The organism is Psychrobacter sp. C 20.9 (assembly GCF_001921765.1).
Taxonomy (GTDB): Bacteria; Pseudomonadota; Gammaproteobacteria; order Pseudomonadales; family Moraxellaceae; genus Psychrobacter; species Psychrobacter piscatorii_B.
Genome location: NZ_MRYC01000011.1, coordinates 92,010 through 105,987 on the forward strand (window position 1 = coordinate 92,010; position 13,978 = coordinate 105,987).

Consider the following 13,978-nt stretch of genomic DNA (forward strand, 5'->3'; position numbering starts at 1 on the left):
TAGCTTTTTATATTGTTAAGTGAAAATACTGCTTATTATGATTATTTATTATCTGCAAACAGCTTGTCTAAGGTTTGCTCAAACTCGTGATAGTTTAAGAAATCATAAAGCTCCATGCGCGTCTGCATGGTATCGACGACTTTTTCTTGCGTGCCGTCATCTAACAGATGTTGATAGACATTCAGTGCGGCCTTATTCATGGCGCGGAAAGCGGATAGTGGGTACAGCACCATATCGACGCCCACACCGTACAGCTGGTCAGTGGTATACAGATCGGTCTGACCAAACTCGGTCATATTGGCGAGGACGGGAATGTCGAGTACATCGGTAAATTTACGATACATCTCAATATCCGTCAGCGCTTCTGCAAAGATCATGTCTGCACCTGCTTCGGCAAAGGCAACGGCACGTTCAACAGCAGCGTCTAAGCCCTCGACTGATAACGCATCAGTACGAGCCATCACCACAAAATCAGAGTCCGTTTTCGCATCCAATGCCGCCTTTAGGCGATCAACCATTTCTGAGATACTGACGATTTCTTTGTTAGGACGGTGACCACAACGCTTTTGCGCGACTTGGTCTTCGATGTGCACCGCTGCCACGCCTGCCTTTTCCATTTTTCTGATGGTTTGAGCAATATTAAACGCACCGCCAAAGCCGGTATCAATATCGACAAGTAGCGGGGTATCGACTGCATCCGTAATACGGCGCGCGTCTTCTAGTACATTATCAAGGCTGGTCATGCCCAAGTCAGGCAAACCAAATGACGCGTTTGCCACACCGCCACCAGAGAGATACAGCGCTTGGTGACCGACTTGGGTCGCCATCATCGCGGTGTAGGCATTGATCGCGCCTGCAATTTGTAGTGGCTGGTTATTATCATTTTTTTGTTTAAGCGCACTGCGAAAGCGTGCACCTGCTGAGAGTGAGGTCATGTGAGTATCCTTTCATGAGCTTGTATGGATAGAAAATAATCTTATTGTTGTCACTGATTATACCCAATTATCCACGTCTGCAAAGGTTGGCTTATAGATCATTGTTTATTATTTTTAATAGTTAATTGTAGTTAATTTAATATTATTCATAAAACAAATAGCATTATGTATTTTTCAATACTTCGCTATGATAAGTATTCATATTACCCAAATATTCAAATATTAAGATGTTTTATAACTTACAATTAGTTACAATTACAATAGGCGTATTGCTCTACAAATTGTCCTTTTTCCACCAAAAAGCCCTAACAGCTAAGCTATTAGGGCTTCATTTATCATGAGCTTAAAAAAGACTAAGTTTAAGCAAATAAACCTGCCAAATTGGCCAAAAACAATAAGGCAAATCCTGCCAAGAATACCAAGCCTGCGATAGACAGAGCGTTCATACCTGCGGACAGTTTTTTATGTTTCTTAACCAATGAGTAGTTGAGCCAACCAAAGATAGGCGCAGAGACAAACGCAGATATCATGGCAAACTTAAGCATCGCGCCCAATTGTCCCGTAAAGAACGTAATAATCACAAGCCCGCCACCGATAGCGTATGTCGTCCAAAAAGCGATTTGCTTTTTATTGATTTCGCTTTCGCCTTTTAGCAGACGCCAGCACTCAGCATTGGCACGGCCGTAGCCGTCGGCACAAGTAATCGTGGTGCCAAACATACACATGAAAGCGACGAAGGCTACCAGCAATCGTGACCATTCACCGATAGTTGCCGTATACATATTGATTAACTGGTTGATATAAGCACCGCCGACCAACTCAATCTCTTGTCCTGAACCATACTGGACAAACACACCAAGCGATAAGAAAAACAAGGCTAGAAACGCTGAAACGGCATAACCGACATTAAAGTCGAGCAAGCCTTGCTTGTGCGTGGTGTGATCGGCTTTGACTTTGGCAGAGGTCCACATAGAAGTAATCGCGGCAAACTCAAGCGGTGCTGGCATCCAGCCCATGAGTGCGACGATGAAACCGAGTGTCGCTAGGTTCCAAGGAGACACAGCAATAAAATCTGCTGCCATAACCGTGGGCTTGCCAGCGGCAATCATGACTGCGGCAACGGTAGCTGCCGTCAAAGCAATCATAATCCATTTAGTCACGCCATCGAGCAATTTATAATGACCGGCTATCAAAAAGAACCAAGAGACGGCTACGATGAGCATAGACAGCACCATCGTCGATAACTCAAGAGAGGCGGGTAGCATAAAGCCTAAAATCACCGCTGCAATTAGCGAGACCGCACCCGTACTGATGACCGCTGATAAGATAGAGAGGATAAAATATACCCAAAGATACACCTTTGAGCGCTTGGCGTAGCCTGCAATCAAGCTCTCGCCCGTATCGTAAACATAATCAGTTGCAAAGCGAAAAAACGGATATTTAAATACGTTGGCTAAAACAATCATAATCGCCAACTGCCAGCCATATATAGCACCAGCCTGCGTCGATGAAATCAGATGCGAGCCACCGATTGCAGCGGTCGCCATCAAAATACCTGGGCCAAAGATACGCCAACTAAAGCCTTCTTGTTGCTCAGTAACGATATCGTCAGTGGTACTTGGGTTGTTGAGTGGTTGTGTGGACATGAATACCTCGAAATGGTTAAAACGGCAAATCATCACTTACCTGTGTCAGTTTGCCAGTGATCATTAGACAACCGCTTTATACGTGTTTATACGTGATTTTTTATAAAACGATTAATCTTGTATCGACTTTAGCACACCAATACGATTCAGGAGAATGATTATTCTATTTATTAACAGTGATAGTTATTACTATTTGTTTGCATTGCCATTCTTTTTGGTTAGCATATTAATCTGATAATATCAAGTATTAGTGCAGATTATTTTTTGGCGTTTCTTTATAACACAATATCCACGCAATATCTGGTCATTTAAGGACGTTACACAAATTTTTGTCGCCGGTAGGTGATGCCTCGTTCTTCATAGACCTGATAGATAGCATTCAATAACTCAGAGATACTTGGATGCACAAAATCTTTGAGAGTATGCAAATAAATAGGAGAGGTGACGTTTTCATGTACCAAACGCTGGTAGCTGATTTGTTCTGTACGTACCGTGGTTAAGCTGGCAGGTACAAGTGTGATACCTTCGCCCGCAGCGACTAAGCCTAGAGCTACTTGCAAGTCACTCACCGTGGTGGTCATAAAGGGTGAGATACCGTATTGTGCAAACAAATGTAGTAACGGCTCTGTAATCGGCTCACTGAGTGCAGATTTTTCATTGGTGACACGTCTGGTTTTTGTATTAGCTTCCTGCTTTGCGCTAACTGACTCTGATGTTGGCAGTGTGGTGGCAATCGGTAAATGCGTTTGATGGTACAAAATCAAGCGATTGTTCGCCAAATCTATTAATCGCTGCTCCTTTACATAGGCGAGAGGATGCGACTTTGGCAAGGCCACCACGTAGCGCTCATGACGCAGTAATATTTGTTGAATCCATGGATCTTGATGGGCAAAACGCCCAAACCCGATATCAATCTCACCAGATTTGAGTGCCTCCATTTGCTGATAAGAGCTGATATCTTTGAGGTTGACCTCTATATCAGGATTGGACAGCTTGAGCATGGCGATGATTTCAGGGAGTAACCCATATAATACTGATGGCACAAAGCCGATATTTAGCGCACTACTTGGCGCTGATAAGCGCTGGGTCATACTCGTGACGGTCTCGATTTCTGTCAGTATGGTGCTTATCTTATCGTAAAAAAATTCGCCCGCTTCAGTCAGATGTAACGGCCTGTGGTAACGATCGATAAGCACGACATTCATATCGGTCTCGAGCTGTTTCAGCAGGCGGCTCAAACTTGGCTGTGACAGTCCTGTCTTTGCTGCGGCTGCACTAAAGCTGCGTAAATTCGCGACAGCAATAAATGCATTGAGCTGTTTTAAATCCATGTTATTAAGCCTGTTATGGTATATGTTGTCTCTATACAAGCCGTTTTTGATAAGCTTCTACCTCATTACTTAACTTAAGACGAGCTGTGCAAATATTAGCGACCTAAAATAAATTGTGCTTGAAGATAGGGGTGTGAGCAACTATATTGGGGACTAGTGATGCTGTTACATTTTAGCAATAAAAATCACAATTTCATTTTATCAGTCATTTACTGTCAGTAGCATAAACTGGCTTGGTTTTATTTTATGAACGACGAAAAAAAAGACATCGGTACTGATTTTGACGAAGAGTTGTCTCAACTCGTTCATAAAAAATCGCGTAAGCGTGTCAAAAACAATATTTACGAACGTTTTATCAGTCGAGTCCAAAGCGCTGAAAATGATACCCAAAATGATAATGATGATTCAACATCCTTAAAAACGGCCAGTAAGTTACCTGCTTTTGAGCCTCTAAGCGTAGAAGAGTTGCAACTATTCGAAGATGAAAATAACGATAAAGAGCCAAGATTAGAGTTTGCCGACATCGTCACAACAAACGCTACTTTTGATTTTCCAGGTCAAAATGCATCGACACAAAACAAGGTGTCAGATACACGAATGGATAATTATGCTGGTGTTGAACATAACTTAAATAGTGATTTAAGTAAGAATAATGAAGAAAAAAAGCCATCTTCTGTCGTTCTCGATCAAGCGATGCCTTTATCTAACACAACGATCGATAACCCTTTAGATACTAAATCCAACCCATTGGAACCAGATCATAGGGATGCTATAAAACCACAAAAGACAGTGGTCAGTAGTAAAAAACCTCTCATTATTGGTATGATTTTTGGTTCACTACTCATTGCTATTGTCGTACTTACCCTTATTTTTACAGGATTTTTATCGACTTCTATTTCTGATACTACTGTTAGCAATGATAGTGGCTTAAATGGGACAGCGCCTGCGCCGACCACTAGCACGCCAGTGGTCGGCGCCGAACCTGTAGTGAATAGCGATGACGATCCATTACCTAATGACGCCAATACGGTCGAGGAGCCGTTAGTGTCAGCACAATCGATTAATGCAGACAATAGCGAGCAAAACGTGCCCGCAGCTGAAGTTGAGCCTATAGAACCCTCTCCAGCTCCAGAGAGTGATGCTGCCATTACCTATGAAGACTTTAGGCAAGAGTCACAAACCACGTTGTATCGTGAGACTAACGATTAGAATAGTTAGGTTTAGGCGCATTTTAATTACAGCAGAGGCATATAGTACCTTGTACCGTGCCACAGAAAAATAATGGGCGACGGTACATTTTTTTATCACCATCGTGCTGGCAAGCACACTGAAAATAACTATGACAGTAGCAATCTATCAGAATATTCTCGTTGGTTGGTCAGTCGTATCGTCTCTTACCCCGTATTACGTAAACCCGCTGCCAGCGCATTGATACTACGGATTAATGGATCTTCTACGTTGAGATCGCCATCTGTATGGTTATCTGCCGTATTGTCATCTTGCTGTCTGGCACGTTTTAACAGCTCGATTTGGATATAGTTGATAGGATCCAAATAAGCATCTCGCCACTGCAGTGAGGCAGCCAGATTTTGCTGGCTAGCTAGCAAATCCTCTTGATCTAGCAAAGAATTCAGGCCAGAGGAGGTTAGCTCATGCTCATCGAGTACTTCACTCATGATCTGCTCACGTAGCGCGTCATCTTCACACAGCTGACTATAAGCACGAGCGATACTCATCTCAGATTTGGTAAAAGCCATCTCAATATTACTGATAAAGACACTAAAAAATGGCCAGCGCGCATTCATCTCTTTCATCAAAATCTCGTTGTCTCTGACACTATGCAGAGCACTACCAACGCCATACCAAGCAGGTAGGGTAAAGCGTGCTAACGACCAGCCAAATACCCAAGGAATCGCTCGCAATGTGGTTTTACTTGGCAAGCCTTTTTTGCGATGGGCAGGACGTGAGCCAATGTTCAGTAAAGAGATTTCTTGTACTGGGGTCACTTGTGAGTAGAATTTATAAAACCCTTCCGTATGATCGGTCAGCTCTCGATAACGTTGTTCGCCTGCTTCTGCTAACCGTGCAAACAAGGCTTCATACTCTGGCAACTCAGTCGGTTGCACGACAAATCTTGTCGAGCAGGCTTTGAGTGTACCCGTGATTGCCATGGTCAGCTCAAACACGGCAGTATCCGTATTGGCATATTTGGCATAAAGCACTTCGCCTTGTTCGGTCACTTTAATCTGACCATGCAACGTGCCAGCCGGCTGTGCCGCAATGGCTTTGTGCGTTGAGCCGCCGCCGCGACTCACCGAACCGCCGCGACCGTGGAATAATCGTGTTTTTATACCATATTGCTCAGCAATACTATTAATGGTTTGCTGCGCACTATACAGCTGCCAAGCCGAGGTGATGATACCGCCATCTTTTGATGAGTCCGAATAACCTAGCATGATCTCTTGCGTATTATCTGTATTCTGTAGCAATCCGCGATATAGTGGATTGTCTAACACAGCAGGCAAGATTTTATCGATGTTTTTAAGATCTTCGATGGTTTCGAACAACGGTGCGACAGGTAGGTCAGCAGACAATTGACCGTCAGCATCAATCGTACATAAGCCTGCAAATCGCATTAACAGCAACACTTCTAGTAGCTGGCTGGCATTGTTCGTCATTGAGATAACATAGCTGCCAAAAGTCGCCTGTCCCACCAGTTTGCGTAAGGTGGCGACCGAATTCATCAGTGCCAATTGCTCACGCGTTTTGTCTGTTAAGTTATCGGTATAGATGAGCGGCGTACCCGGTTTTTCTAACAAGCGTGTGAGCCACTCTTGACGTTCGGTTTCGCTTAGCGTTTGATAATCAGGCAGGTTGGAGGCACTCGCAAAGATATCTGCAATCACTTCACCATGGTATGACGACTCTTGGCGGATATCGAGCGCTGCCAAATGAAAGCCGCAAGTTTTTACCAGGCGAATCACATCAAGCAATAATCCATCTGCATGCGCCTTGTCGTGAGTAGTGACACTTTGACGGATAATGCGTAGGTCTTCTAATAGATCTTCTGGATTGGCATAGGCGTCTTTTTCAGCCTCGATGTCAGTCCCTTTGCTTTGAATGCGGCGATTGGTGGCATTAACCTTGGTAAGTATTAAAGAAAGCAATCGACGATATGGCTCGTTGCCATAGTCATCGAGGTTATAGTCAAACACCCGCTGATCGAGCTCATCATAACTTTTGATCTTGGCATATACGTCGGGAGACACGGTGACAATAGTGTCACTATGAATGAGCTGTCGGCGCAGTTTTTTGAGTAGTACTTGATAGTGACGCAGTACGGTATCCGCATGCATTAAGACGGCAAGTTCTGTGGTCTCAAACGTCACAAAAGGATTGCCATCTCTATCACCGCCAATCCATGAACCGAAGCTCATAAAGGCAGGCAGTGGATAGTCGGTGAGCTCTGGATAGATATCGACAATGGCTTTTTTGATATTGCGATATACTTTGGGAATGGCATTGAACAAACTGGCATTAAAGTAATGCAGGCCGTTGTTAATCTCGTCATAGACCAATGGCTTGCGGGTGCGCACTTCATCTGACGACCATAATAAGTCAATCGTTTGCGCGGTTTGCTCTTTGGCTTGCTCGTAGGCGAAACTGTTTTCAGACACGTTGTTTAAGGCATCGCTATGTGTGAATAGGCTTTGTAAAATATTCATCGTGGTACGGCGCCGCGCTTCGGTAGGATGCGCCGTAAATACAGGCGTAAACTTTAGCTGATCAATCAGCTCTTGCATTTGAGCGGGCTCGATATTGCGCTCACGACATTCAAGTAAAGTACGACGAAACGATCCTTCCCAGCTTTGCTCCGATTGCATACGCAGCTCATGACGTTGCTCACGCAAGTAGTTCTCTTCGCTTAGATTGGCAAGGAAAAAATAGATAGAAAAGCCGCGTATGACATCCTTTAAAGTTTGATTGTCCAAAGACGCAATAAAGTCGATGAGCTGCTGCTTGTGCGCCTCATTAGGTTCACGGCGCTGTTGAATGAAACCTTTACGCAAGGTCTCAATGGTCTTTATTGTCTGCTCTCCAGATTGGCGAGAAATGGCATCGCCTAGCAATGAACCCAATAAGCTGGTGCGTTTACGTAGTACGTTATTATCTAAAGTCATCCTTAACCTTCTTATTAAATGAGTGAGTACAGTGTTAACGAGTATAATATTAGGGCTATCATAGACTTTTTATCTCTACAGATATCCCTACCGTTTTTTTACAATTTAACATGAATGGGTAGTTATGTTTGACGCTCAAAGCAATTTTTTATCAATTGATGTTCATCATATTATAGTGTATTTAACGCCCCGTCTATTTTTCAAACGATTCTTAGCGCGAGTTCACTTGGCTTACATCTTAGCGTAATCTCGCAGCTTATCTATATAATCCGCCCAATCTTGCATCATCTGTACCCTAGTATCGATTTCATCAAGTCTGTTGTAAGCCCCGCCGTGCGTGTCTTTTATCCTGTGACCCAGCTGTAATTCTGTGACGATGTCTGAGTAGCGTAACTCTGGCTGTTCCATAAGCAAGGTTTTGGCCGATGCTCGAAAGCCATGCGCGCATTGCACGTCTTTGTATCCAAGCCGGTGAAATATCTGTACCAGTGTGGCTTTGCTGATATAAGCATTGCTTGAACCGCGCATTGAGGCAAAGACATACTCTTTATGTCCTGTGATGGATTGAATGTTTCGTAATCGCGCAATCACCTGTGTGGCTAATGGAACAACCAAGTGCGATACCATGTCGTCGCGACCTTCGCCTTTGGTCGGGGAGAATGCCCATGTATCATTATCCCAGTCGATATCCTGCCAGCGCATAGAGCGCAAATCAATACTACGTACAAACACATAAGGCAGTAAATTCATGGCTTCTAATGTGAGCTTGCTTGCCCCTTTAAAATTGGACATATCATATAAAAGCGTCGCAAACTGATCCGGCTTGGTAATAGCTGGCAAGTGATTGCCTGAATTGGCAGGTGCCAACTCGCCACGAGTGTCAATCGCTACATTTTTATCGCATAATCCTCGTGCGACAGCGAATGAAAATACTTTTTCCGTATAAAGCCGCGTACTGGCGCCAACGAAGGTCGCTTGATTGTCGTTATGTTGGATTGCTTCACACACACTTAATATCATCTCACTGGTGATATCGTTCATTCTCAGATCACCAATATCACGGCACATGTATCCCAAGCACAAATCCCAAAATTTGAGTGTCGACTCACTAAACGCAGTTTTTTTTGATTTGCTTTGCTGACGACTGGATGTTTTGTGATCTCGCCATGCTTGTGCAATATCAGCGAACGTGGCGTTCTTTAAGTGAGCATACTTATTCACTTGCTCTTTTTGCTGTATGGCTTTGGGGTCAGAGCCGTTTGCGACTATGTTAAGTATGGTCTCTGCTTTGTACTTGACCTCATATAGACTGATGTCCTCAACCTTGCCGAGCATCATTCTGGGCCGCTTGCCATCGACATGTGGATGAGAGTAGCGCAGGTAGTATTCTTTTTTACCGTTTGGATAGACGCGTAGACTTAGACCCGCGATGCCTGAGACACTGACCGAGTAATCCTTATCTCGACATTCAAGTTTATTGATATCATTTATGTTGTCGACAGCCATGTTCTTATCCGTAATTTTTATGAGGTAAATGCGTGATGGTTTATGCAAATTCGATAACTTATGAAAATACCCTCCTGTAAAAAGCCAAAGAGTATTTGGTCACTGATATGGACACCGATATTTATGATGATAATATTACAGGCCTTTTATATAAAAGGATTTATGTGCTAATTATCCCCAAGGCTCACTTGGGGATAATTGTAGCATATTGGGGAAATAAGAAGCAGATCATACGCTTATTGGGTTAGTATCGTTTTTTGCTCATCATTTCGGCACATAATTAAAGGGATTGATAAGGCGAATCGTCCATTTGGTAAGCGATAGAGCAGATTTATTATAAAAAACACGGTCGCGTACGCGCACAGAATATAAAAATCAGGGTCATAGTACTGTTCTATGCAAATCTGGAAGGTACTGTTTTAAGGTTTAATATCAGTGCAGGCACGTAAAACGACTAAAAGCCAATTTTCTAGGTATTCATAGAAACAAAACTCAGCAAGTCTATTGGCAAATTTAAAATAGGGCAGATAAATGATGCATAATAAGATAAACTGCCTCGCGAACGCTAATGGCGTTCAGTATCTGTCAAAATGCGTGAGCAGCTACCATTTGGCGACCAGATCAACTGTGAAAGAAAACTTATAAAAGACTATTGATATAAGGCACATCGTTATGGAACAAAGAAGCAACTCTATGGCAAAAAGCCAAAACGCTATAGAACATAAACCTGTATTTATGCCCAAGGTCAACAGTGATAATCTGGTAAAAACAGATATGGTAAGAGTTGAGCGGCATGTAGGATTTGCGAGTAGACAAAAGAAAAAAACGATCAATGATTTGCATCAAGTCATTCGCAAAAAGTATGGGTTTAAACAAGTGCTAGAGCTGTCGAGTAAATCGGGCAATAAACTGAGTTTTCCACTGAGCCCATTTAGCTTAAAGATCACTGATGAGCATGACGGTAATCAATATAGTGTCGAAAATGCTTTTCAATCTAGTATGGTTTTTGAAGATGGTGGCCCTTACATTGATTTGCTGACAGCACCGCCAAGACAAGCCAGAAAGGACGAGCGATTAATGACATCAGGAGAGCTCACTGGTTACAATTATTTTGGTATGGAATGGGGCGTAGAGCCATTGACGACGTTTTATGATTGGCTATATGTGAACGCGCTAAAGCAAAACCCTCACTTACATGAAGAAGTGATGCAATACCAAGCCTTTACTGATATTACTTTTAATCCTGCAAAGTCTATTCATAATGCAGCTTACGCACTGGCTCTATTTGTGTCCCTAAACAAACGTGAGCTGCTCGGCAATATTGAAGATCCAATGACATTTTATGACTTATGCAATGAGTTCAAAGTCAGCAATACTGAGCATCTGTTGGAGGAAGGCTGGGTTTAAGAGATAGGCTAGCGCTCGATTGGTTGTAAACAGTTTGAAATAAAGGTTTGGTTGCAGAGAGTAGGGCTAATCTAGATCTGAATCATTCCGAAAAATGTCATTTTCGAAACTGAGACTACCGAAGATTACTCGGTAGTTCATTAGTAGTGACAGCGATTACTTATTAGGTACTTAGAAAGCAGCTGTCGCAAAATTTGCGACAGCTCAAATGATAGGAAAGTTTCAATTTATTTGGTTTTTATGTGCTAGATATATAAAGAGCTGGAAACTCCCTCCTATAATGTATGCTTAGCTAATTACTCGCTACCGCTTCTATGGAATTATTTATTTCTAATCAGTTAAGTAATGAACTACCCACTTCAAGCCTAAAACAAATTTTCCTTAGAAAACACAACAAGTTACATTTATTGGTCTAAGTATCAAAGAGACTCGATCATTAATACTCTCTAAAAAACGAGTAAGTATGAGATTTTCGCTAAGGTAGCCATTCATTACTTATTTTAATGACTTTGAGTTGCAACATTAAGATTTTAGTTTAAAAGGTTTTGAGAAGTGTAGGCTTAAAAAGCCAACTATAGATCATATAATAGCAATCTCGTAACGGCTATAAGCTACTAATATCTCAATTGCTGCTGTATTCCACAGTCCAGCCGCAGTACCCTTTGCCTCATCCTCATCCTCATCCTCATCCTCATCCTCATCCTCATCCTCATTCTCATTCTTAAAGATAGCGCCACCGCCGATAAAGCCCATCCCAGTAATAATGCCGTACATAATCCTAGCCTCAGCATCAGAGCCATGGTAAATATCCCTACCAACCAGCATAAAAGCACATGAAACAATCGTCACCAATGGAGATGTTCTAAGTCCAGCACCATTGTCTTCAAGTTCACGATTGAGTGCAATTGGTAGCGACAGCAAAAAATCAATACTTAATTGAATTACATGGTAGAAAAAATTTTTAAGCTAATATCAAATTCAAACATAATTTTCGTCTGTTAATATGGGTAATGAGTAAGCAAAATATATATTTTAAGAAGTTTGATTAAATGTAAATTAAGAATAATAGTGCTATTTGGAGTAAAACTTAATTTATTCACATTGATTAAATATAAGAATTAATTTTGTTAGAGTATTAATGATATTATATAAACAAAAACACTCTTTATACAGAAAGTATTGGATAAAATGTATTATATTATTTTTATCAGTCAGTATTAATTATGGCTGATACAAAGTCTCTCACAAAAGGATAATTGTAATGGGTAATCCAAATACTAACGAGCAAAGTATGGACACGCAATATAAAAACAACCAAAGAATGGACGATACTAATATGGATAACACTAATATGAATGACACTAATATGAACAGTCAAACCTTAAAAGGCAACTGGAATCAAATGAAAGGGGCCGTCAAACAAAAATGGGCAGACTTGACAGACGACGATATGATGCATATTGAAGGTGATCGTGATAAATTGGTTGGACGTGTACAAGAGCGTTATGGCCATTCAAGAGAAGACGCTGAGCGTGACGTAGATGAGTGGCGTCGCGAAAATCAGTACTAAGGTCAGTTTTTTGACAGAGTTTTCTTATTTGTACATAGATAATGTATGGATAGAAGAACAAAATGATAAAAGACCGCATTGAAATAGGATGCGGTCTTTTTCTCTTTAAAGGGTTGATAGTAAGATGACAGATTAAGACACATACAGTATTTGGTTCTTTATTTTTTAAGGAGATATCATGTCTGACAGTTGCGCTAAGGTACTGGCTGATAAGAATTTAACGATCGTTTTTATTGAAAGTGCAACCGCTGGCTACCTTGCCCATCGTTTTTCTGTCAGTCCTTATTCAGGCGATGTACTGATGGGAGGATTGGTATGTTATGACGCGGTGATTAAGAAGAATGTGTTAAACATATCGAGTCAGCTGATTGACAAATATACGCCCGAATCCTTGGAAGTGACCCAAGAGCTCGTCAAACAGTCTCCAGAAAAGTTCGAGGCAGATTTACACGTGGCATGTACTGGGCTATTAAAGCCTGGAGGCTCTGAAACTGAAGAGAAGCCAGTTGGGACGTTTTTTTATTGCATTGGCTATAAGGATGAGGTGTATAGTTTTCGCAGCTTGTGTAATGGGCCATCCCAGCAAAAATTACGGAGTATCTATAGTCTGGTTTGTAAAGGTATTATCGATGTAGTGAGCAAGCATTGACGATTAGTTCACAATCTTATTATTAAGGGCTTTTGCCCAGCCCACAGTATTATGATGACAACGTTCGCAGATTTTGTTTAGATCTGAGATATATTCGACTTGACCGCAATGCATACAAGCATAGGGATGCCCCTGTTTTATAAATTGGGCTGGCTGAAACTCTTTAGGGAAAATGGGTAAGCCGTATTGAGTCTCATCATCTGGAAACAATAATACGCTAAATTCCCCGTCGGTTTCTAATAGTCCCATATGTACTTGACCTAAATGACGTACGCCTTGTTTACGCATTTCAGTAAAAAACTCATCATGAGACATCCTGCCTTTTTCGATATCTTCTAACACAAGCAATCCGTTTTCGACAATGTAAGTAGGCTTGCCCTCTAGTAATAGCTCAAATGCTTTATGTTTGGAGGCAAACCAAGTACATAGTCTATAAAGTAAAAGCACGATACTCATGATAAGTGCGGCTTGGATCAGCGGTAAGTCTTCAGTGAACATAGGGTCACCAGCGATAGAGCCGAGTGATAAGATAATAGTTAGCTCAAAAATAGTCAGTTGCCGAACACCGCGCTTACCCGTCAACCGCAGTAATAAAATCACCAGACCGAACATGATAACAGTACGTATGACTATTTCTGCGGCAAAGGACCATGTCGTATCGTAAATAAAGATACGGGAGTTTCCCAAACTCTGTGTAACTGCTTATAATCCACTAACAGGAGAATAAGCAATGACTACTCAATCTGACCTTAA

Annotated in this window: 11 protein-coding genes; 4 read left to right on the top strand and 7 right to left on the bottom strand. The window is 42.0% G+C overall.

The genetic code is table 11. From position 1 onward, the window contains the following. Positions 1 to 41: 41 nt before the first annotated feature. The 3 genes from prpB to BTW00_RS09030 form a co-directional block, all read right to left on the bottom strand. The gene (gene prpB / locus BTW00_RS09020) at positions 42 to 935 is read right to left on the bottom strand and encodes a methylisocitrate lyase (RefSeq protein ID WP_075107124.1); all 894 of its coding nucleotides are present in this window, start codon (positions 933 to 935) and stop codon (positions 42 to 44) included. A gap of 359 nt (positions 936 to 1,294) precedes the next feature. Further along, positions 1,295 to 2,581: an NRAMP family divalent metal transporter gene (locus BTW00_RS09025; protein WP_075107125.1), complete on the bottom strand. Its 1,287-nt coding sequence runs from the start codon at positions 2,579 to 2,581 to the stop codon at positions 1,295 to 1,297. 317 nt (positions 2,582 to 2,898) lie between these two features. Further along, positions 2,899 to 3,912, bottom strand: a complete 1,014-nt coding sequence (locus BTW00_RS09030) for a LysR family transcriptional regulator (protein ID WP_075107126.1) — start codon at positions 3,910 to 3,912, stop codon at positions 2,899 to 2,901. Between the two features lie 246 nt (positions 3,913 to 4,158). Between BTW00_RS09030 and BTW00_RS09035 the strand changes: the two genes are divergently transcribed. Then, positions 4,159 to 5,121 carry a hypothetical protein gene (locus BTW00_RS09035; RefSeq protein ID WP_075107127.1) on the top strand — a complete coding sequence of 321 codons (963 nt, stop codon included), beginning with the start codon at positions 4,159 to 4,161 and terminating at the stop codon, positions 5,119 to 5,121. 185 nt (positions 5,122 to 5,306) lie between these two features. On the opposite strand, the gene ppc is transcribed toward BTW00_RS09035, so the two are convergent. Both ppc and BTW00_RS09045 read right to left on the bottom strand, forming a co-directional pair. Next, the gene (ppc, locus tag BTW00_RS09040; protein ID WP_075107128.1) at positions 5,307 to 8,093 is read right to left on the bottom strand and encodes a phosphoenolpyruvate carboxylase; all 2,787 of its coding nucleotides are present in this window, start codon (positions 8,091 to 8,093) and stop codon (positions 5,307 to 5,309) included. A 231-nt stretch (positions 8,094 to 8,324) separates the two neighbouring features. Continuing rightward, positions 8,325 to 9,599 carry an integrase arm-type DNA-binding domain-containing protein gene (locus BTW00_RS09045; RefSeq protein WP_075107129.1) on the bottom strand — a complete coding sequence of 425 codons (1,275 nt, stop codon included), beginning with the start codon at positions 9,597 to 9,599 and terminating at the stop codon, positions 8,325 to 8,327. Between the two features lie 672 nt (positions 9,600 to 10,271). Between BTW00_RS09045 and BTW00_RS09050 the strand changes: the two genes are divergently transcribed. Further along, positions 10,272 to 11,006 carry a hypothetical protein gene (locus BTW00_RS09050; RefSeq protein WP_371915065.1) on the top strand — a complete coding sequence of 245 codons (735 nt, stop codon included), beginning with the start codon at positions 10,272 to 10,274 and terminating at the stop codon, positions 11,004 to 11,006. Between the two features lie 579 nt (positions 11,007 to 11,585). On the opposite strand, the gene BTW00_RS09055 is transcribed toward BTW00_RS09050, so the two are convergent. Further along, positions 11,586 to 11,927, bottom strand: coding sequence for an MgtC/SapB family protein (locus BTW00_RS09055; RefSeq protein WP_256714043.1), 342 nt, complete (start codon positions 11,925 to 11,927; stop codon positions 11,586 to 11,588). Between the two features lie 445 nt (positions 11,928 to 12,372). On the opposite strand from BTW00_RS09055, the gene BTW00_RS09060 reads away from it, so the two are divergent. Then, positions 12,373 to 12,576, top strand: a complete 204-nt coding sequence (locus BTW00_RS09060) for a CsbD family protein (RefSeq protein WP_075107144.1) — start codon at positions 12,373 to 12,375, stop codon at positions 12,574 to 12,576. Positions 12,577 to 12,754: 178 nt separating this feature from the next. After that, positions 12,755 to 13,225, top strand: coding sequence for a CinA family protein (locus BTW00_RS09065; RefSeq protein WP_075107132.1), 471 nt, complete (start codon positions 12,755 to 12,757; stop codon positions 13,223 to 13,225). Positions 13,226 to 13,228: 3 nt separating this feature from the next. Here BTW00_RS09065 and BTW00_RS09070 read toward each other — a convergent pair whose 3' ends face one another. After that, the gene (locus BTW00_RS09070) at positions 13,229 to 13,912 is read right to left on the bottom strand and encodes a DUF421 domain-containing protein (protein ID WP_075107133.1); all 684 of its coding nucleotides are present in this window, start codon (positions 13,910 to 13,912) and stop codon (positions 13,229 to 13,231) included. Positions 13,913 to 13,978: the final 66 nt, after the last annotated feature.